Consider the following 19803-nt stretch of genomic DNA (forward strand, 5'->3'; position numbering starts at 1 on the left):
CTATCATTTAAATGAATCACACTTTTTGCGACCAATCACCTGAATCTATTAGCATTTCGAGATTATTCGCATTTTGATAAAGGTAGATCCAAGCTAGACCAAAGGGTGTAGCAATCTGCTCGCGCCGATATTCAACTGGCACATCTTCTAATATATCCAGCTCGCTCAAGGTGTCGTTATCGATAAGATACACCTCACCACGAATCGTTTGATGACCGGGCACGACAGCGGGATAAGCGCCCAAGTCGTACAAGGCATATTCAGGTGGCGTCTCGTGAGTTCCCAGTAACTCGCTGCGCGCCATTAGATGGTGATTGCTCTCTCCCTGACGCAATGTTCCATAGACAAAAACCAAATGTTGCATAGCTATCCTTAAGAGCCGACTCGGCTTTCTCGTCGCTCAACCTCTCAGTCGAATTCAAATTGATACAACAGGTCAACCGCACTGTCGAGCCCTGATACGGCTTCCACGTACAGATCCTGCATCAAGCGATAACGAACGGTAAACTCACCCACAGAGTCAAAGATACCCACGCCGTATTTCACTTGCAGTCCTGGCAGAATATACCCACTGACGGTGACTTGCGAATCATCGCCAGCGCCTTCGGTATCCAATTGCAAATCTTGTACACCAAATGCTTCGCCAATTTCCCCAACGACTTTACCACTTTGCGCCAAACTAAGGCCAATCAGTGCGGTCGTCATGGTATTGCCGCCAGCTTCACCATCAATATCTTGCCCACGTAATAAATAAGATAGCGCATTCGCCTGCGGCATGGATGGCTCAGAGAAAATCGTCATTTGTGGCTCATCGGCAGGGCCGGTGACCTTCACCCCAGCCACAACATCGTCTTGAGTGGTATCTGGGTTACGAATCGCAGTGATCGCCACATATGGCTGATCGACTGGGCCATTCATCAACACTTTACCTTCTTTAATCACCAAGTCTTGACCAAATGAGGTATAAGTACCGTTGACGATATTGACTTCGCCCGTCACAAATGGACCGCGATCTTTCTGCGCGACTTTTAAACCACCTTTCAGGCCGCCTTTGAGTCCAAACGCCGACAACTTAAAGTCATCGCCTATATGGATGCCGATGTTAGTCTCGATATCAAATGGTAACTTGTCGCTATCATCGATTGGCTTAAGTTGCTCATCAAGCAGTACCTGATCTTTTGAGACACTCACCGCGCTCGGTGGTAACTCCTCAACCGTAATTCGCCCCCACGGCAGAGTAATATCACCATCAATTTTGGCTTGATGCGGGGTTACGGCAATGGTCATATCAGGCTGAACTTGCACTTTGACCATCGGCGGCAGGTCGACTTTCAGATCGTCAGCAAACACATGCACTTTGGTGTTCCACGCCGCCAAGTCTCGCCAATCTGCATCACCATTAACATTCAGTTCGCCATCTGGTGTTTGAATTTTGGCATTAAGATTGGCTTGATAACCTTTTAAATCCAACAGCACATTACCTGATGTTACTTCCACTGGCGCAATATCGCCTTGGAACAGCATGTCATCAACTTTCACTTGGCCGGAGACTTTAGGCTGCATGATCGGACCGTTGACATCAACGTTGGCGCTGAGCACCGAATTAAGCTTGCTGTAAGGACCCAGTAACGGGCTTAAGAACTTCACACTAAAGCTCGAAAGCTCAACGTGACCATCAAGCTGCTTGTTTTCCACTTTGACATTCGGAATCGCCAAGCGCCCGCTTAAATCACCGTTATCAGTGATTTGAATATTCCAATCGGCATTAAGTTTGTCATTGAGCAGATTGGCGTTGAACTCCATGGCATCCCAACCAAGTGTGACTGGCTTATCCATTTTTTGAGTAACTTTGCCAGCTGGTAACGTCACTTTCGCTTTCAGCTGTGGCGCGCCCTGTGCTTGCCATTTCGCCCAGATATTGGCATCGACGCTGCCTTTGACTGAGGTTTCCGGAGGTAAGAACATCGCGATTTGGTCAAAGTCAAAGTGATCCACTTTGAGGTGTGCTTCGCCGGATTTGCCAGCGGAAAGATCTTTGTCAAGACAGACTGACGAGCCATTCTGACGCCAGCAATGGTGGCCGACAAACGCCTTCTGAGTGCTACCGGTATATTTGATTGGAGTGGCGTGATTTAACACCCATTCACCTTGCTCGGATTTAATATTGGCGCGAGAAAGCTCACCAGACCAAACTAAATCGGGCTCCAGTGCCAGCTTACCTTTTACTGCCAAACTGGTGGAAACCAAATTCGACAACAAATCTAAGCTCAACTTATGCTGGCTTTGGTCACCATCAAAACGCAGCTTAACACTGCTCACATCAACGTCTTGGTAGTGCGCATCATCGACCGCTAAAGAGAGTTTGCCTTGTGGCTGTGGTAAGGGCTGAATTTGCCCGGCTAAATGCACCGCCGCAACTTTGGCCTGATTTTGCCAGTTGAGTGTATCGGCATCGAGTTTTACATCGACTTTGGGCTGCTCAAGCGCGCCGGTCAGCTTAATATCGCCCTGCACTTGACCACTAAGATCCGGCACGGTTTTCGCCAAATCGGGAAAATCGACCGCCACTTGCATACGCCACTGTTTGTCCAATTCACCTTGAGCGGTTAATTGATTGGGGCCGTGGGCAAGCACTAACTTCGGTGTTTTTACTTCAATATCACCTTGGCCAGTTAAATCTTGCGCGCTGAGTTGACCATTAATATTTAACGGATAGTCACGCAGTACCCCTTGAATATCGAGCTCAGGCAGCGCCACTTGCCAACCGTTTTGCGCCGTCAGTTGTCCGGTGGTTTTAAGATGGCCGCTAATACTGCCTTCGGCCTGCGGCCATTGCAGCCCCGGCTGAATGTTATCGAGCTGCAAATTAGCCTGCCAACTGGCTAAATCAGCCCAATTGGCACCCACGCTACCAGCCAGGTTTCCGCCTAAGGTATCAATACTAAGCTGCGACAAATCAATGTGTTTGTCGTCACCTTGGCCACTTAGCTTGGCTTTAAGCTCTGGAATCGCTTGACCGTTGACCTCACTATTTAAACTCAGCTGATAGCCATTTAAATCACCTTGAATATTGGCGTGTGTTTGCTTGATTTGATACTCACTGGCGCCCACCAGCGGCCACTGAGCATTCACATCATTAAGGGTTAACTCAAACGGTAATTCGGCTTTGAGCGCTTGTACGTGCGCATTCAATTTGGCGCTTGCGGGCCCAGATAAATTCGCTTTTAAGGCTAAATCAGCCACACTACCTCTGGCAGTAAGCGCTAACTTCTGGCCTTTGGCGATCGGGTCTTTGGCTTCGGCGCTCAAATTCAGCGCCAGTGGGTAATCCCCTTTGAGAGTGGCTTTGGCATCGAGCTTGGCCTCGCCTTGCGGCATCGCCAACTCAAGCGTTTTGACCGTGACGGAATGACGTTTGGCGCTGGCGGCCAATTTCAGGCGCTCGACTTTAAGCGCTTGCGGCTTTTGGTCGAGCGTAAAAGATTCGACCACAAAACTTGGAATTTCCAATTGCAGCGGCAAAGTCACCTCAGGCAAGACTAACGCTTGGCGAGGGGAATGGATGCTTGGCTTAGCCTGACGGTTGGCAGTGGTGTTTTGCGTATCATCGCTGCTTGGCGCTAATGCCACTTGAATGTTTTTCCACAGCGTTGGTTTTAAGCGCAGCTGGTTACCAGCAAACTCAGCGCCGGTGGTAAAACGCTGCCAGCGAACATCGTTACCAAGCACATTGGCATGAATATCAGACAGTTCAACGCGGCCAATACTGATTGGCACTGGCGCGGTGATCGCCGCTAATGGCTCGTCGCTTGGCGGCTCTTGATCCGCATCAGAACTTGGCGGCAAGGTCGGTAGCTTAAGATCTAAACCGCGGACGGTGAGATCATCCACACACACCGATGGTTCAGTAAAGCAGCTTAAATTCAACGCCAGAGAAAGGTGCTGCACTTTGGCATCTAAGTTGAGTGGCTGGCTTTTATATTCGACATCGTTGAGGGTAAATCTTGGCAGCAGCGCACCTTTAACTTCGCCAACGTGCAGCTCAGGCAGCGCTTTTTGCGCGCCCCACAGTGCCAGTTTCAAACCCGGATTGGTAAACAGCACAATCCCCAGCAGTGACACCAACACCACACACACAGAAATCAGGCCAACGGAAAACCATTTTGACCATTTCAACAAACGTTTGGTCATAGTTCAGGCCCCAAGGAGAAATGAATCTGGAAACGATCGCCTGGGTCGGAGTCAAGTCCCCAAGCGAAATCTAATGCGATTGGCCCCACCGGCGATGCCCAGCGCACGCCAAAACCAACGCCATCTTTGAGATCCGGCGTGTCATTAAACGCATCACCGGTATCGTAAAACAGTGCGCCCCACCAATCACCGGTCAAGCGATATTGATATTCGAGCGTATTGGTCAGTAAGTACTTCGCACCAGTAAGTGAGTTACTGGAATCGACTGGCGAAATCGACTCATAACCGTAACCGCGAATGCTGTTATCACCACCGGCAAAGAAACGCAGCGACGGCGACAAACGGTCAAATTCATCGGTCAGGTTGACACCACCATTGACCTTCCACAAACCACGATGATTATCGCCAAGGCTACGAATCCACGAACTGCTGCCGATAATGCGCAGCACGCTGGTTTCAGAAAAGACGTTTTTGTCACCGTATTCAAAGGTGATGCTCTGCTTATCTCCCCACGACGGCATCGAACCGCCGCGAGTGCGAGTGCGACTAAATGAAATCCCCGGCATCACAAACTGGCCAATATCGTCTTGCAAACCTTGCTCGTAGTTTTCAATCAGATAGCGTAAATACACCGTTTTATGCCAACCTTTATCGGCTAGCCAATGGCGCTCAAACTGCAAATTGGACTCAAGGCTATTGGTATCGCGGTTGTCGACTTTTTTCATCCCATATTGAATGCGGTAGTACTGATGCAATACATCGTCCAAAGGAATGCGATAACCCGCAGTAATGGTCTGCTCAGGTTTTGAAAGCGAGAAACTGCTATCAAAGCTATGACCGCGCGAGTTAACCCAAGGCTTGTTCCATTTCAGCGAGCCGCGCACACCAACGTCGGTGGAATAGCCAATACCGGTTTCAAGCTGGTTACGCGATTGCGGCGCCAAACTCACATTCATCGGCAGTTCGCGTTGGCTATCGAGTTTGCTTAAGTCCGGCGCGACCACCACTGAAGAGAACCAATCGGTATTGGAAAGATTGCTATTAAACTTTCCGACCTCAGAAACTAAGTAGGGTTCCCCTTGCTTGTACGGTTGTAACGACTGCACCCGATCAAGCTCTATTTGGCTACCAGTGATGGTGGTTTCACCAAAGTGGTAGCGCTGACCGCTGTCATAATGCAGACGAATAAATGCTTGATTGCGCACAGGAGAGACTTCGAGCCGGCTAACATCATATTTGGCGTTAAAATAGCCCTTCTTTAACGCTAGATTCCTTAGCTTGGATTTAAGCGCTTCATAGTCGCTATGATGAAGCACCGAGCCGACTTCAAGGCGACTGTTCTGCACCGCTTTGATAAAGTCTGGGTCAGATTTGGCTTCGCCGGTAAGCTCAACATCCACTTCGGCAACAGTGACAGGTTCGCCCGGCACCACATTTACCTTCAACTCTTGAGACTCTTTCTCATAATCAAAGCTGATTTCGGCATTGTAATAACCCAGCGCATTGAGAGCTTCATTGATGCTATCTTCAAGGCGGGACTGAAAACGCAGGTCAGCAGAGTAGTCTTTTTCAGGAATCGAGGAGAGATAGACGTCAACGTTATCTTTTAGCTTGCCGTCTAAGCCATTAACGATAAGATCAATATCCTTAGCATGAGCCAAATTCGATAGACAGGAGATGGCGATAAAAACTGGTAATGACTTTCGGAACATGCTTAATTAACGGCTATCCATAGAACGTTATGAAATGATAACTCTAGTCCAATGATAAGTCTGTACGAAAACAGTCAATTAAAGTTGTAGTTTTAAGAATAGAAGGTAAGGACAGTCACATGCTCAAAAAACAAACCATGATTACCGCAGCCGAGGCTCTACCTGGCCGCGTTACGCCTTTAGTTGTGGAAGATACCCATTTCGTTAATCAATCCAGCTTGACAGCTAAACCTCTGGCAGGCCAGCAAGAAATTTTGCTTGGTATGGGCTGCTTTTGGGGCGCAGAACGCCTATTTTGGCAGCTTGATGGCGTGGTCAGCACCTCGGTTGGATACGCCGGTGGATTTACCTTAAACCCGACTTACGAAGAAGTGTGCACAGGTCAAACGGCTCATGCTGAAGTGGTACGCGTGGTATTTGACCCGCAAGTTATCTCATTAGAAGCACTACTGCATCACTTCTGGGAGCGTCATGACCCAACCCAAGGCATGCAACAAGGCAACGATTTGGGCACTCAGTATCGCTCGGTAATTTATGTCTACAGCGATGAGCAATACCAGCAAGCGTTAACCTCCAAGCAGCAATATCAAAACTTGCTAGGCGCGGGCAAAATCATCACCACCGAGATTCTTCCCGCTGGTGATTACTACTACGCAGAAACCTACCACCAGCAATATCTGGCAAAGAACCCTGAAGGATACTGCGGCCTAGGCGGTACCGGAGTGTGCTTCCCGCCAAGCTTGGCTTAATTACCCAGTGTTTTGGTTCCTAAAGAAGCCTTATAAGGCTTCTTTTTTTTGAGCTGCTTGGCAATCTTCCGACAATAACTTCGCGACATTCCCCCAGCACTGGCAATAGCCTTTATACTTTGCTCGCTCAACAACGCATTTGCCGAGTAACAAGGAATTTAATAATGAAAATAATCACATTCGTCTCACTGCTCGCAGCCTGCTCTCCTGCAATGGCGCATAACATTCAATTAGGTCAAACCGTCCCTGCGGCAACCGTCTCCGAATATGGGGAAGTGGTGCTAAACGGTGACGACACCGCTTATCAAAATTGGCAAAGCCAGAATATGATTGGCAAGGTTCGCATCATTCAAGCGATAGCAGGACGCAGCAGCGCCAAAGAAATGAATGCGCCACTGATGGAAGCCATTACCGCAGCAGATTTTCCAAAAGACAGTTACCAAACCACCACCATCATTAATCAAGATGATGCTATCTGGGGCACCGGGTCGTTTGTGAAATCTTCAGCGCAAGACAGCAAAAAAGAGTTTGCTTGGTCATCAATCGTCTTGGATGAAAACGGCAACGTCGCCAAACGCTGGCAGCTGCAGCCGGAATCGTCGGCGATCATTGTCCAAGACAAACATGGCAAAGTGCTGTTTGTAAAAGAAGGCGCCCTGAACCACAACGAAATCAGTCAAGTCATCTCCTTGGTGAAGCAAAACCTATAGCGGTTTATAAAAACTTTGTCGTTAAGACCAGCGTGTTATAGTATAACATTTCTGGTCTTTTGTTTTTCTGCTGTGGATATCGGCTCGTGAACCCTCATCGCCTTAAACTGCTCGCACTGTTTGCGGTAGTGATGACAATTTGGCTCAACCTTGCTTATGTTCACCACAGTTTAGATGTGGTCACCGAGCATCATGCCCATCATGATTGCCACCTATTCTCTTCGGTTCATCATGGCGCGACCAGCGCACCACTCATCTGGTTTGATGATTCATTGCCCGATGTCATTGAAAAGCCCGTCACGCAGCTGATCCCATGCTCTGAATCACATACCTATCGTGCGCGCTCCCCACCGTTATTTGTTTGACATATTGATACGCTAAAACTGCATTAAAAATAAACAAATAAGGGAATTTTATGTCTCAGTACACCAAACTAGCGCTGTGCGTTGGTCTCGCTTTTTCGACTTCTGCAATGGCAGAAGAATTTCGCCAACACGAAGCCCATGTTCACGGACACGTGGAATTAAATATTGCTCAAGATGGCAATGAACTATTAATGGAAATCACCGCACCTGGTGCCGACGTGGTGGGCTTTGAACACCAGCCGGAAAATGAGCAGCAAAAAGCGGTGCTCGCCAAAGCGCTGGAAGTGCTAAACCAACCTGATAAAGTGATTCAACTCAGCGCAAGCGCCAACTGTAGCATCGAACATATTGATGTGCAGGCAAACCTGGCAAGTGAAGAAGATGAAGAGCATCATGACCATGATGCAGCCGAGCATGAGCATGAGCATGAGCATGAGCATGAGCATGAGCATGAGCATGAGCATGAAGAACATAGCCATGATGATCATGATCACCAAGGCCATGACGACCACGACCATGACGAACACCATCACTCAGGTCACGGCTCATTTACGGTTGAATACCACTATCAATGTCAGTCATTTGCAGAATTAGAACAAATCGATACTTCGTGGTTCTTACACTTCCCTAATACTGAGCACATCGGTGTCAACTTGCTGACCGATAAAGTGCAAACCGCATTGGAACTGTCAAAAGACAACGCCGTTATCAAGCTATAACTTGTATGCCGACCACCTTAGCGTGGTCGGCGTTACTTCAAATCTAGAGACAGTTATGAGCAGTCATCAAACTCAAAGCCGTGCGGTCATTGAGCTCAACAATGTGCACTTTAGCTGGCCATCCTCCAGCGAGCCGACTCTGGTTATCGATTCCCTGACGATCAATCAAGGCGAACACGCCTTTATCAAAGGCCCGAGTGGCTGTGGAAAATCCACGTTGCTCAGCTTATTGACCGGGATTAATCAAGCTAACCAAGGCCAAGTCACGGTCCTCGACACCCAATTAAGTGATCTTTCAAGCCGGCAACGCGACCGTTTTCGCGCTGACCACATCGGCTATATTTTTCAACAATTTAATTTATTGCCTTACCTTAACGTGCTGGAAAACGTCACGCTGCCGTGCCAGTTTTCCGCACAGCGTAAGCACCGAGTCAAAGGCAGTTTGGAGCAAAATGCCAAACAGCTTCTCGAGCGTTTACATTTGCCTAAGTCGTGCATTGATAAACCAGTGGTCAACCTCAGCATTGGCCAACAACAGCGGGTTGCGGCAGCGCGTGCTTTAATTGGCGCACCCGCATTGATTATTGCCGACGAACCCACTTCGTCACTGGATTACGATAATCGCAGTGCTTTTATCGAACTGCTTCAAGAGCAAATCGACAACGCCAACGCGACATTGCTGTTTGTCAGCCATGATCCAACTCTTGAGCCGCTGTTTGACAAAAGCATCGACTTAACTCAGTTAAATCAAGCGCGAGGCAGCCAATGAACACCATCTTAAATTTGGCGTGGAAAAGTGTTCGCAACCGCAAAGCCACCGCAATTCTCACCATACTCACCGTCGCGATTTCAGTGATTTTGCTGATGGGCGTTGAGCGTATTCGAACTCAGGCGAAGAGCAGCTTTGCCAATACCATTTCCAGCACCGATCTGATTGTCGGCGGACGCTCTGGCCAAGTGAACTTACTGCTTTATTCGGTCTTTCGCATCGGTAATGCCACTAATAATATCGATTGGAAAAGCTACCAAGAATTTGCCCATAATCCCGCGGTCAAATGGACGATCCCGATCTCACTTGGTGACTCACACAAAGGCTTTCGCGTTATGGGTACCAACCATAACTATTTCGAGCATTTTCGCTATGGTCAAAAACAGCCGTTAAGCTTTAGCCAAGGCCATGAATTTAAAGGATTGTTCCAGACCGTTATCGGTTCCGATGTCGCAAAATCACTGGGCTATCACGTCGGTAGTAAAATCATTATTGCCCATGGCATCAGTGATGTCGCATTTAGTCGCCATGACAAATTGCCATTTGAAGTGGTCGGTATTTTGGCTCCAACCGGTACTCCGGTGGATAAAACGGTCCACGTATCTCTTGAGGCAATTGAAGCCATTCACGTTGGTTGGGAATCGGGCGCCCACTTAGGCAATACGCCTTCCGCCGACCAACTGCTCAAGCGTGATTTCACGCCTAACCAGATTACGGCGATGCTGATCGGCTTGAAGTCTAAAATTCAAACTTTTGCCCTGCAAAGGCAGATCAACACCTATCCAAAAGAGCCACTAAGTGCGATTATTCCCGGCGTTGCGCTGCAAGAGTTGTGGGGAATGATGTCGGTTGCAGAGCAAGCTTTAATGGCAGTATCGGTGTTTGTGGTGATTTCAGGTCTACTGGGCATGCTCAGCAGCTTATTAACCAGCTTACAAGAGCGCCGCCGTGAAATGGCAATTTTGCGCGCCATGGGAGCAAGGCCGAAACACGTATTTAGCCTATTGGTGCTTGAAGCCAGCGCACTTACCAGTGTCGGCATTTTGGTGGGCGTGATTGGGCTTTATGCTCTGCTCGGCGCGGTTCATCCGTTGATTCAACACCACTACGGCATCAAAGTCGCGATGACAGGCATTACCTCACACGAATGGATGTTGATCGGATTCGTCCAACTCGCTGGAATATTAATCGGCTTTATTCCTGCTTTTAGAGCTTATCGCCAATCGCTTAGCGATGGCATGACCATTAGGATTTAACTGTTATGTTGAAACGATTCGCGCTGCTGAGCGTGATGCTACTGAGCCTATTCAGCGCGCTACCAAGCTACGCGCAAGATGAGACTCTCAACTTAAATTGGATTGATTTAATTCCAGAGAATGAACGTAATCAATTTGATGAAAGCGGCATGCCGATGACCGATCACTCTGGTGGCGCGGCCAAACAATCCAGCATTGGTGGCACTCGCAGTGAACTGAACGGAAGCCAAATCAAGATTCCTGGCTTTGTCATTCCATTGGAAGGCGATGAAAATACCGTCACGGAGTTTTTATTGGTGCCTTATTTCGGTGCCTGTATTCACGTACCGCCACCACCACCAAATCAAATCATCTACGTCAAATTCCCTAAAGGCGCCCCGGTGCAAGAATTATGGGATGTCATCTATGTGGTTGGTACGCTGAAAACAGAATCAATCAGCACTGACCTTGCCACCACTGCATATGTGGTGGAAGGCGAGCGCATAGAAGAATACGATGATGGAGAAGCGATGTAGCCGAGCGGCTCATCAAACAAGCGCCTGTTGAGGGCCTGCGTTATCGAATGTAGTCAGAAAGGTAGATAAGCACCGCGACATACATGAAGAATAACAAGGCAATCGACAGGTGTTTTTTTATTTTGCTCATAGAGTACTTTATCGATCACTAAAATAACGATAACAATTTTAACAAGTTATTATCATTCGTGGTAGCCTAATTTTCGAAAGCACGTCACAGGGTTTAGGTAGCGAGTAAGTCATTATCGCGTTAGAGTAAAAACCATAACGCAGATAGGGTTGAGTGAAGTGGAATGACAGAACAACAACAGCCAGTGATCATTGATCAGCAATCGGACGCGCCGCGCCAGGAGAGAAAGTCCAGTTATATCAAAGACAGCGGTGACCGAATTCAAAGTATCGCGAATACTTACGGCCTCAATGCGCTGCTGTTAAACGAAACTCCTGAGAAAACATTGCTAGAGCGCGCCTTAGTACGTGAGCGCCAACGCAAAGAATTACAGCAGAAAAACCTCGAACAAATCATCAAAGTTGCGTACGCCTCATGTAAGAAAGAGACCGCTGGCGATCCTGACCAAGACTGGCTGCAGCGCTTTTTCGATTTAGCCAAAGATATTCACAACACCTCAATGCAAAAGCTGTGGGCGCAAGTGCTCAAACGTGAAGTGACCAATCCGGGGTCCACTTCAATGAAAGCACTCAAAATCCTCAAAGATATGACGCCCAAAGAAGCGCAAATTCTGCAGCGTGCCGCCAGTTTATCTTGTTACTTTGGCGCGGATAACAGTCGCAAACTATTGCTTGGCCTGAAAACGCAGGGCGGCATTTTCAGCTTTAGTCGCCGAGTGCTGACCAATAATCTCAATATCGGCCATTTTCACCTCAACTACTCCAGCCTGCTGATTCTGTTTGAACTTGGCATCATGCATGCCACAGAGCTCGAGTCCGGAGAGATTGGTATGGAAACACCTCTGTCACTGGGTTATCAAGGCAAACATCTGTCTCTTCAAGCCCAAGCCAAAGGCGTACACTTACTCTATTATCGTTTTACACCAACAGGTAATGAGCTGTGTAAATTGCTCGGTAATAAGCCCAACATGCAGTATTACGACGAATTGGTGGCGCTACTCAATCAGAAATTTGCCGTCCAGACCGACGTGCAATCCACCATGCATCACACCGTGTAGTTGTTGATAATGAGCCGTAGCCGCTGATAATGAATAGGCGCTAGCAGTTAGCCATAGACAATAAAAAAGAGCGCCGCAGCGCTCTTTTTTATTTTCGATTTGATGTCAATTACGCTTTAAATGCTTTAAACGCGTTAATCAAACCGTTGGTTGAGCTGTCATGACTGCTGATCGCGCTGTCATCAGCAAGCTCTGGAAGGATTTGGTTGGCAAGTTGTTTACCCAATTCCACACCCCACTGGTCAAAAGTGAAGATGTTCCAGATAACGCCTTGAACAAAGATTTTGTGTTCATACATCGCAATCAAGTTACCCAAGGTGCGTGGTGTAATTTGCTTAACCAAAATCGAGTTGGTTGGGCGGTTACCCTCAAACACTTTAAATGGTACTAACGCTGCGACTTCTTCAGCCGATTTACCCGCTTTTTCTAGCTCAGCTTTCACTGTTTCAGCCGATTTACCAAATGCCAATGCTTCCGTTTGAGCAAAGAAGTTAGACATCAGTTTTTGATGATGATCGCCGGTTGGATTATGGCTGAGTGCTGGAGCAATGAAATCACACGGAATCAGTTTGGTTCCTTGGTGGATTAACTGATAAAACGCGTGCTGACCATTCGTCCCTGGTTCACCCCAGATAATTGGACCGGTTTGGTAAGTTACTGGGTTGCCATTACGGTCAACATACTTACCGTTTGATTCCATATTGCCTTGTTGGAAGTAAGCTGCGAAACGATGCATGTACTGATCGTACGGCAAAATAGCTTCTGACTCCGCGCCATGGAAGTTGTTGTACCAAAGACCAATCAACGCCAAAATCACTGGGATGTTGCTTTCAAGCTCTGTCGTTGAGAAGTGCTTATCCATCTCATGAGCACCGTCGAGCAGCTCAACAAAGTTGTCAAAACCAACGGCAAGAGCGATAGACAGACCAATCGCTGACCACAATGAGTAACGACCGCCAACCCAATCCCAGAATTCAAACATGTTGTCAGTATCAATACCGAATTCAGAAACGGCCGCTGCGTTGGTTGAAAGCGCCGCAAAGTGCTTAGCAACGTGCGCAGTGTCGCTTGCTTCAGCCAAGAACCAATCACGAGCCGTATGCGCGTTAGTCATGGTTTCTTGAGTGGTAAACGTTTTAGAAGCAATCAAGAATAGCGTGGTTTCAGGATTCAGCGGTTTCAACGTTTCAACGATATGAGTACCGTCGACGTTAGAAACGAAATGCATGTTAAGGTGGTTTGTGTATGGTGCTAGCGCTTCAGTCACCATGTAAGGACCAAGGTCTGAACCACCGATACCAATGTTAACCACATCGGTAATCGCTTTGCCTGTGTAACCTTTCCACTCACCGCCAATCACACGGTCAGTAAAAGATTTAATTTTGTCGAGAACGGCATTAACTGCCGGCATAACATCTTCGCCATCCACTTTCACTGGCGTATTGCTACGGTTACGCAGTGCAGTATGCAGAACTGAGCGACCTTCAGTCTGGTTGATCGCTTCACCGCTAAACATGGCTTCAATCGCCGATTTCAGCTCAGTCTCTTTAGCAAGAGCAAAGAGGTGCTTTAGCGTTTCTTCATTGACTAAGTTTTTTGAGTAGTCGACCAGAATATCAGCGCCAAAACGTGCAGAGTATTGGTCAAAACGCTGCGGGTTTTGTGCGAACAGGTCTTTTAATTCCATGTCCTGAGCAGTTTCAAAGTGGGCAGTAAGTGCTTTCCAAGCTTGTGTCTGTGTTGGATTGATATTTTTCAACATAATATGCATCCCGAGATTACAGTGGACTGATTCCAAGCAAACCATAACCGATAATTATGGGTGGTAGAATCCCCGATTTTAAGAATAAAAAAGCTGGTTCGTTTTTGCTTTTTTCAAGCGCGAGCAAAAACTTTGTAATTAATTTTCAATGTGCAATTATGGCTCAGCTGTGTTGCACCATCATTGAGATATATCACGATAACTTAGATAGGCTTTGCTAAGCAAGGTTAGCAAAAACGCCAAACATAGCCTGTAACGATTCATTTGCCAAATAGATTATCAAGGATTCAACATGTGGAAGCAGAAAAGTATTCAACTTAGGGCGCGTTCTCGCGGTTTTCACTTAGTAACTGATGAAATTGAACAACAATTAGTCGAGATTTCAAGCTATTCTGTGGGAATATTACACCTATTTATTCAACATACTTCCGCCAGTTTAACCATCAATGAAAATGCAGATCCGACGGTGCGCGCCGATATGGAAAAACATTTTAATCATTTTGTGCCAGAGCGAGCGCCCTATTACCAGCATACCTATGAAGGTGATGATGACATGCCCGCACACATCAAAGCTTCAACACTTGGCACTAGCGTGTCAATTCCGATTCAAAATGGCCGTTTAGCGCTCGGAACTTGGCAAGGCATCTATTTGGGTGAACATCGTGACCACGGCGGTAACAGGCGCATTATCGCCACGATTCAAGGTGAGTAACACCTAGGTAACTGAAGATAGATACACACAAATAAAAAGAGACCACCGGCCTCTTTTTTATTTGTTTCCCAGCATTGAATCAACGATATTGCATCTCAACACGCGGCGTTAACTTAGTGACTAACTCGTAAGCTATTGTGCCAATATGCTTAGCAACCTCTTCAACTGGCAACTCAGCTCCCCACAAAATAGCTTCATCGCCAACGCAATCACTCGCATTCGGGCCTAAATCAACCGTCAGCATATCCATCGAAACACGACCAGCAATCGGTACCTTGCGGCCATTCACCAATACAGGCGTACCGTTTGGCGCGGTTCTCGGATAGCCATCACCGTAACCAATCGCAATCACGCCAACTTTGGTATCGCGCTCACTGGTCCAAATCCCGCCGTAACCAACGCTTTCACCCGCTTTCACCTCACGAACCGCGATAAGATGAGACTTCAACGTCATCACCGGGCGATAACCCATGTCACTGGCAGTATTATCATTAAACGGCGATACACCGTACATGATGATGCCAGGGCGAACCCACTCCAATTGGCTATTTGGCCAAGCTAACAAGCCTGCAGAAGCGGCCAGTGAGCGCTCACCCACGCAGCCTTTCGTCAAAGCCAGAAACTGGTCAATCTGCTTGGGTGTCACATCGCTTTCAAGCTCATCGGCACAAGCGAAATGGCTCATAAACCGCAGCGGTTTTGCCACGTTGGCACAAGCTTGTAAGCGCGCCACAAATTGGTCAAATTGCTCGGGCCTGACCCCTAAACGGTGCATACCACTGTCGATTTTCACCCACACCACAACCGGCGCATCAAGTTCAGCTTGCTCAAGTGCCACAAGCTGCTCTTCACAATGCACAACGGTCTGAATATTGTTGGTCACCAAAACGGGTAAATCGTTGGGTGAATAGAATCCTTCGAGAAGCAGAATTGGCTTTACCACTCCTGTTGCGCGTAATTGCAGCGCTTCTTCGATGCGAGCCACGCCAAAGCTGTCTGCCGCGCTGGCATGCTTGGCGACATGGCGAAGTCCATGTCCATAACCGTTGGCTTTAACCACGGCGATGATTTTACTGTTTGGTGCCTGATTTTTTATTTGCTGCAAATTGTATTGAAGGGCATCTAAATCAATACTCGCTGTTGCCGCTTTCATATAACTCATACTGCTTACTTGCTCGTCCTTATTCGTCGTCATCAAACGCAGGCCCTGCGTAATTATCAAATCTTGAATACTGACCTTGGAAGGTGAGACGAACCGAACCGATAGGACCGTTACGTTGCTTACCGAGAATGATTTCCGCTGTCCCTTTCATGGTGCTGTCGGGATGGTATACCTCATCGCGATAGATAAACATGATCAAGTCAGCATCCTGCTCTATCGATCCAGATTCACGTAAGTCAGAGTTGACAGGACGTTTATCCGCGCGTTGCTCCAAAGAACGGTTAAGCTGAGACAGTGCCACCACTGGCACATTAAGCTCTTTCGCCAGAGCTTTGAGCGAGCGAGAGATCTCGGCGATCTCCAATGTACGGTTGTCAGATAAGGACGGCACACGCATGAGCTGAAGGTAGTCGACCATGATCATCGATAATCCGCCATGATCCCGTGCGATCCGACGCGCGCGCGAACGAACTTCGGTTGGAGTAAGACCTGAGCTATCATCGATGTACATGTTCTTCTTCTCCATCAAAATGCCCATGGTCGAAGAAATACGTGCCCAATCTTCGTCATCCAACTGACCGGTACGAATTTTGGTTTGGTCAACGCGCGACAGCGATGCCAACATACGCATCATAATCTGTTCGGCGGGCATCTCCAGTGAGAAAATCAGCACCGGTTTGTCTTGCTCCATCGCGGCATTTTCACACAAGTTCATCGCAAAGGTGGTTTTACCCATCGACGGACGCGCAGCCACAATGATTAAGTCAGAGCCCTGCAGACCAGCGGTCTTTTTGTTGAGGTCAGTAAAGCCTGTGCTCACACCCGTGACGCCATCTTGTGGCGACTTATACAGCAGCTCAATACGTTCTAAGGTTTTTTCCAGAATGTTGTCGACGTTTTGCGGACCTTCATTCTCATTGGTACGAGATTCCGCAATTGCGAACACTTTACTTTCGGCAAGGTCGAGTAGATCTTCTGAGTCTCGACCTTGAGGGTCATAACCTGCATCGGCAATTTCATTGGCGACCCCGATCAACTGACGTACCAGTGCACGTTCAGCCACAATATCAGCGTATGCATTGATGTTCGCCGCACTTGGCGTGTTCTTAACTAAATCCGCCAAATAGGCAAAGCCACCAACATCTTCAAGCTGCTCACGCTGCTCGAGATATTCAGACAGAGTGATCAGATCGAGAGGTTTACTGTCTTCCAGAATCGATTGAACCGCCTCAAACACCAAGCGGTGCGGGCGACTGTAAAAGTCACTGGCTCTGACGCGTTCAGCAACGGTATCCCAGCGTTCATTGTCGAGTAGCAGCCCCCCGATCACCGACTGTTCAGCCTCTAGCGAATGGGGAGGCACTTTAATCGCTTCGACTTGCGCATCTCTCATCATTCGTTGTCGATTGTCTTTGTTAAACTCTGATCTGGTATCTGCCATCTTGTTGCTCAATCACTTCTTAATAACCCACCATTATAACCAGAATATTGGATTTGTAATTACATCGTGGTTGCTTTGTGTTTTTACATGCAGAATTAACCGTCCGTTGACGGTTTCAGCGCCTAGGTTATTTATCATTCGCGCATTCATCTTATCAATACCATGGGAATTTTCGTGTCGAAACTTTGGCTAGTTGGAGCAAGTATTCTGTTTGTTTCACTCGCACATGCACAAGAAACTCAACCAAGCGAAGAAGACATTGAGGTACCTTCACCGTGGGAAAGTGAAGTCGAATTCGGCTATCAATCTCACAGCGGTAACACGGACAATGAATCTCTAAACGCGCGCCTCAACGGCGAGTATGTTCAAGGTAGACACCGTTTTACTGGCGAGTGGAAATTTTATTTGCTGTACAAGAACGGCAAAGAAAATAAACGCCAGTCAACATACACCCTGCAAAGCGACTACAAGTTAAGTGCCAAAACTTACTTCTATACCAGCTTTAAAGGCATTGATTCCAGGTACAGTGCTTATTTTAAAGATTACACCTTATCAGGCGGTTTGGGTTATCAGGTGACCAATACTGAAAAGTTCTTGCTCGAAGTCGAAGCCGGTCCTGGTTTTCGCTACCAAGAGCCAAACCTCGATGAGATTGATGATGACGATATCGTCTTTCCAGAAACTGTGCAGGAAGGCATTTTTCGTGGCAACATAGCGGCTACTTGGAAACCACTCAAAGTGCTGACCCTGACCAGCAATGTGACCATAGTAACCGGTAAAAGCAACACTCGAACCGATATCGATTTAAGTACGATTAACAATATCACTGATGATATTGCGCTAAAACTCACCTACTCCCGCACTTCCCATGACCGAGTTCCAGATGGGCTATACAACGCAGACTCTGTGTTTGCGGCTAATCTATTATTTGTCTTTTAACCGCTCACTGATTTTCTGGTTGCCGTCTTTGCGTGTACTTCCGGTTCCTCCCCAAATTTAAGTCAAAAAAAAAACACCAGCCGAGGCTGGTGTTTTTAATTTCTTCAGAGAAGAATTCGTCTTGATACTGAAATTAGTCAGCAGCAACAACTTGTAGGTTAACTGTCGCGAATACTTCAGAGTGAAGTTGAACGCTGATTTCGAATTCGCCAGTAGTACGTAGAGCGCCTTCTGGAAGACGAACTTCGCTTTTCGCTACTTCAACGCCAGCTGCAGTGATTGCATCAGCGATGTCACGAGTACCGATAGAACCGAATAGTTTACCTTCATCACCCGCTTTAGAAGCAATAACAACTGCTTCTAGTGCTTCAACTTTTTCAGCGCGAGCTTGAGCAGCTTGAAGTTGCTCTGCTACTTTCGCTTCAAGTTCAGCACGACGAGTTTCGAACATTTCAACGTTAGCTTTAGTTGCCATAACTGCTTTACCTTGAGGGATAAGGAAGTTACGAGCATAACCAGATTTAACGCTTACAGAATCGCCAAGACCACCTAGGTTACCGATTTTATCAAGTAGAATAACTTGCATTGTTTAATCCTCTTTCTTAATAAAACGAACCGATTACTGATGTTTATCAGTGTACGGTAGTAGAGCTAGGTAGCGAGAACGTTTGATCGCGCGAGCTAGTTGACGCTGGTATTTAGCACTTGTGCCAGTAATACGGCTAGGTACGATTTTGCCAGCTTCAGTGATGTAGTTTTTAAGAGTTGCTACGTCTTTGTAATCAATCTCTTGTACGCCTTCTGCAGTAAAACGGCAGAATTTACGACGACGGAAGAAACGAGCCATGGGCTATCTCCTGATTAAATATGAGTAATGTTGTCAGCATGCAGCACTAATTTTCCCACACCATTTCGGCCGGTTTGATAAGCGACAAAACCGCTTACCTTAATGCTACTGCCTTGCACTAATTCTTGAGTGAATGACTGTGAGCCTTTGCCACTCACCACGACTGGCATTCGACAATAAACTTGTCTTGGAAGCTCTGCTTCAATGACGGTTGAGCGATGCTCAAGCCAAAATCTGCAGTGCTCTATGCCACTCGGGCTTTGGCTTCGAATCGGAGGCTTAGCAACAATACCACTGAGCTCCATTCGGTTGGCCATCAGATCAATTACTCAGCAGCTGCTTCTGGCTTAGCTTCAGAACGCTCTTCGCGACGAGGAGCGCGCTCTTCTTTCTGCTTAAGCATGATAGAAGGCTCAGTGATAGCCGCTTTAGTACGCATGATCATGTTACGTAGAACTGCATCGTTGAAACGGAAAGCAGTTTCTAGTTCATCGATAACAGCTTGGTCAGCTTCAACGTTCATTAGAACGTAGTGAGCTTTGTGAAGCTTGTTGATTGGGTAAGCCAGTTGACGGCGGCCCCAGTCTTCTAGACGGTGAACTTTACCGCCAGCTTCAGTGATAGAACCAGTGTAACGCTCGATCATGCCAGCAACTTGCTCGCTTTGATCAGGGTGCACCATGAATACGATTTCGTAATGACGCATGGGTTGCTCCTTACGGATTATTCAGCTTCCACAGTTGGCTCGGTCGTCCAGAGGAAGCAAG

General features: G+C 47.4%; 20 protein-coding genes. 10 read left to right on the plus strand and 10 right to left on the minus strand.

From position 1 onward, the window contains the following. Window positions 1–16: 16 nt before the first annotated feature. From BLS03_RS11895 to tamA, 3 genes are read right to left on the minus strand one after another with little or no spacing between them, the layout of a single operon-like run. Window positions 17–364 (minus strand): gamma-glutamylcyclotransferase family protein, encoded by a 348-nt coding sequence (locus BLS03_RS11895; RefSeq protein WP_093273988.1) that lies wholly within the window; start codon window positions 362–364, stop codon window positions 17–19. 44 nt (window positions 365–408) lie between these two features. After that, the gene (gene tamB, locus BLS03_RS11900) at window positions 409–4191 is read right to left on the minus strand and encodes an autotransporter assembly complex protein TamB (protein ID WP_093273991.1); all 3783 of its coding nucleotides are present in this window, start codon (window positions 4189–4191) and stop codon (window positions 409–411) included. Continuing rightward, a complete protein-coding gene (gene tamA, locus BLS03_RS11905; RefSeq protein ID WP_093273995.1) occupies window positions 4188–5903 on the minus strand; it encodes an autotransporter assembly complex protein TamA in 1716 nt (571 codons plus the stop codon). The genes tamB and tamA overlap by 4 nt, the downstream gene beginning before the upstream one ends. Window positions 5904–6022: 119 nt before the next feature. Here tamA and msrA point away from each other — a divergent pair, with 119 nt between their 5' ends. The 8 genes from msrA (at window position 6023) to BLS03_RS11945 (ending at window position 12173) form a co-directional block, all read left to right on the plus strand. Continuing rightward, the gene (msrA, locus tag BLS03_RS11910; RefSeq protein WP_093273997.1) at window positions 6023–6652 is read left to right on the plus strand and encodes a peptide-methionine (S)-S-oxide reductase MsrA; all 630 of its coding nucleotides are present in this window, start codon (window positions 6023–6025) and stop codon (window positions 6650–6652) included. Between the two features lie 164 nt (window positions 6653–6816). Continuing rightward, window positions 6817–7362: a YtfJ family protein gene (locus BLS03_RS11915; RefSeq protein ID WP_093274001.1), complete on the plus strand. Its 546-nt coding sequence runs from the start codon at window positions 6817–6819 to the stop codon at window positions 7360–7362. 86 nt (window positions 7363–7448) lie between these two features. Further along, a complete protein-coding gene (locus tag BLS03_RS11920) occupies window positions 7449–7727 on the plus strand; it encodes a DUF2607 family protein (protein ID WP_093274005.1) in 279 nt (92 codons plus the stop codon). Window positions 7728–7777: 50 nt separating this feature from the next. Further along, window positions 7778–8446 (plus strand): zinc uptake protein ZrgA, encoded by a 669-nt coding sequence (gene zrgA, locus BLS03_RS11925; RefSeq protein ID WP_093274009.1) that lies wholly within the window; start codon window positions 7778–7780, stop codon window positions 8444–8446. A 55-nt stretch (window positions 8447–8501) separates the two neighbouring features. Further along, a complete protein-coding gene (locus BLS03_RS11930; protein WP_093274013.1) occupies window positions 8502–9215 on the plus strand; it encodes an ABC transporter ATP-binding protein in 714 nt (237 codons plus the stop codon). Beyond that, complete coding sequence (locus BLS03_RS11935) at window positions 9212–10471, plus strand: ABC transporter permease (protein WP_093274017.1); 1260 nt, start codon at window positions 9212–9214, stop codon at window positions 10469–10471. Before BLS03_RS11930 ends, BLS03_RS11935 begins: the two co-directional genes overlap by 4 nt. A 5-nt stretch (window positions 10472–10476) precedes the next feature. After that, window positions 10477–10986 carry a DUF3299 domain-containing protein gene (locus BLS03_RS11940; RefSeq protein WP_093274021.1) on the plus strand — a complete coding sequence of 170 codons (510 nt, stop codon included), beginning with the start codon at window positions 10477–10479 and terminating at the stop codon, window positions 10984–10986. 293 nt (window positions 10987–11279) lie between these two features. After that, entirely contained in the window at window positions 11280–12173 is an 894-nt protein-coding gene (locus BLS03_RS11945) for a TIGR03899 family protein (RefSeq protein WP_093274025.1), read from the plus strand. Between the two features lie 109 nt (window positions 12174–12282). On the opposite strand, the gene pgi is transcribed toward BLS03_RS11945, so the two are convergent. Beyond that, on the minus strand, window positions 12283–13935 hold the full coding sequence (pgi, locus tag BLS03_RS11950; protein ID WP_093274268.1) for a glucose-6-phosphate isomerase: 1653 nt from the start codon (window positions 13933–13935) through the stop codon (window positions 12283–12285). Between the two features lie 292 nt (window positions 13936–14227). Here pgi and BLS03_RS11955 point away from each other — a divergent pair, with 292 nt between their 5' ends. Then, on the plus strand, window positions 14228–14647 hold the full coding sequence (locus BLS03_RS11955; RefSeq protein WP_093274029.1) for a secondary thiamine-phosphate synthase enzyme YjbQ: 420 nt from the start codon (window positions 14228–14230) through the stop codon (window positions 14645–14647). A gap of 79 nt (window positions 14648–14726) precedes the next feature. Here the strand turns inward: BLS03_RS11955 and alr are convergent, their stop codons facing one another. Together alr and BLS03_RS11965 are read right to left on the minus strand one after the other, a co-directional pair. Next, window positions 14727–15800, minus strand: a complete 1074-nt coding sequence (gene alr, locus BLS03_RS11960; RefSeq protein WP_093274032.1) for an alanine racemase — start codon at window positions 15798–15800, stop codon at window positions 14727–14729. 28 nt (window positions 15801–15828) lie between these two features. Then, the gene (locus BLS03_RS11965) at window positions 15829–17205 is read right to left on the minus strand and encodes a replicative DNA helicase (RefSeq protein WP_483887705.1); all 1377 of its coding nucleotides are present in this window, start codon (window positions 17203–17205) and stop codon (window positions 15829–15831) included. Window positions 17206–17424: 219 nt separating this feature from the next. On the opposite strand from BLS03_RS11965, the gene BLS03_RS11970 reads away from it, so the two are divergent. Then, complete coding sequence (locus tag BLS03_RS11970) at window positions 17425–18189, plus strand: DUF481 domain-containing protein (RefSeq protein WP_176765586.1); 765 nt, start codon at window positions 17425–17427, stop codon at window positions 18187–18189. 133 nt (window positions 18190–18322) lie between these two features. On the opposite strand, the gene rplI is transcribed toward BLS03_RS11970, so the two are convergent. Genes rplI through rpsF form a run of 4 tightly spaced genes read right to left on the minus strand, consistent with a single transcriptional unit; the run spans window position 18323 to window position 19742 of the window. After that, on the minus strand, window positions 18323–18775 hold the full coding sequence (gene rplI, locus BLS03_RS11975) for a 50S ribosomal protein L9 (protein ID WP_093274042.1): 453 nt from the start codon (window positions 18773–18775) through the stop codon (window positions 18323–18325). Between the two features lie 33 nt (window positions 18776–18808). Next, the gene (rpsR, locus tag BLS03_RS11980; RefSeq protein WP_000090472.1) at window positions 18809–19036 is read right to left on the minus strand and encodes a 30S ribosomal protein S18; all 228 of its coding nucleotides are present in this window, start codon (window positions 19034–19036) and stop codon (window positions 18809–18811) included. A 14-nt stretch (window positions 19037–19050) separates the two neighbouring features. Continuing rightward, complete coding sequence (priB, locus tag BLS03_RS11985; protein WP_093274045.1) at window positions 19051–19353, minus strand: primosomal replication protein N; 303 nt, start codon at window positions 19351–19353, stop codon at window positions 19051–19053. 8 nt (window positions 19354–19361) lie between these two features. Then, entirely contained in the window at window positions 19362–19742 is a 381-nt protein-coding gene (rpsF, locus tag BLS03_RS11990) for a 30S ribosomal protein S6 (RefSeq protein WP_093274048.1), read from the minus strand. Window positions 19743–19803 lie beyond the last annotated feature (61 nt).

It is taken from the genome of Vibrio xiamenensis (assembly GCF_900100015.1).
GTDB lineage: Bacteria > Pseudomonadota > Gammaproteobacteria > Enterobacterales > Vibrionaceae > Vibrio > Vibrio xiamenensis.

Bases quoted from the DNA above. Each gene is read 5' to 3' on its own strand.
- BLS03_RS11915 (WP_093274001.1), top strand. From the start codon at position 6,817: ATGAAAATAATCACATTCGTCTCACTGCTCGCAGCCTGCTCTCCTGCA.
- priB (WP_093274045.1), bottom strand. From the start codon at position 19,353: ATGGCCAACCGAATGGAGCTCAGTGGTATTGTTGCTAAGCCTCCGATT.
- BLS03_RS11940 (WP_093274021.1), top strand. From the start codon at position 10,477: ATGTTGAAACGATTCGCGCTGCTGAGCGTGATGCTACTGAGCCTATTC.
- BLS03_RS11965 (WP_483887705.1), bottom strand. From the start codon at position 17,205: ATGATGAGAGATGCGCAAGTCGAAGCGATTAAAGTGCCTCCCCATTCG.
- alr (WP_093274032.1), bottom strand. From the start codon at position 15,800: ATGAAAGCGGCAACAGCGAGTATTGATTTAGATGCCCTTCAATACAAT.
- rpsF (WP_093274048.1), bottom strand. From the start codon at position 19,742: ATGCGTCATTACGAAATCGTATTCATGGTGCACCCTGATCAAAGCGAG.
- msrA (WP_093273997.1), top strand. From the start codon at position 6,023: ATGCTCAAAAAACAAACCATGATTACCGCAGCCGAGGCTCTACCTGGC.
- BLS03_RS11895 (WP_093273988.1), bottom strand. From the start codon at position 364: ATGCAACATTTGGTTTTTGTCTATGGAACATTGCGTCAGGGAGAGAGC.
- BLS03_RS11930 (WP_093274013.1), top strand. From the start codon at position 8,502: ATGAGCAGTCATCAAACTCAAAGCCGTGCGGTCATTGAGCTCAACAAT.
- pgi (WP_093274268.1), bottom strand. From the start codon at position 13,935: ATGTTGAAAAATATCAATCCAACACAGACACAAGCTTGGAAAGCACTT.
- BLS03_RS11945 (WP_093274025.1), top strand. From the start codon at position 11,280: ATGACAGAACAACAACAGCCAGTGATCATTGATCAGCAATCGGACGCG.
- rplI (WP_093274042.1), bottom strand. From the start codon at position 18,775: ATGCAAGTTATTCTACTTGATAAAATCGGTAACCTAGGTGGTCTTGGC.
- tamB (WP_093273991.1), bottom strand. From the start codon at position 4,191: ATGACCAAACGTTTGTTGAAATGGTCAAAATGGTTTTCCGTTGGCCTG.
- BLS03_RS11935 (WP_093274017.1), top strand. From the start codon at position 9,212: ATGAACACCATCTTAAATTTGGCGTGGAAAAGTGTTCGCAACCGCAAA.
- BLS03_RS11955 (WP_093274029.1), top strand. From the start codon at position 14,228: ATGTGGAAGCAGAAAAGTATTCAACTTAGGGCGCGTTCTCGCGGTTTT.
- rpsR (WP_000090472.1), bottom strand. From the start codon at position 19,036: ATGGCTCGTTTCTTCCGTCGTCGTAAATTCTGCCGTTTTACTGCAGAA.
- tamA (WP_093273995.1), bottom strand. From the start codon at position 5,903: ATGTTCCGAAAGTCATTACCAGTTTTTATCGCCATCTCCTGTCTATCG.
- zrgA (WP_093274009.1), top strand. From the start codon at position 7,778: ATGTCTCAGTACACCAAACTAGCGCTGTGCGTTGGTCTCGCTTTTTCG.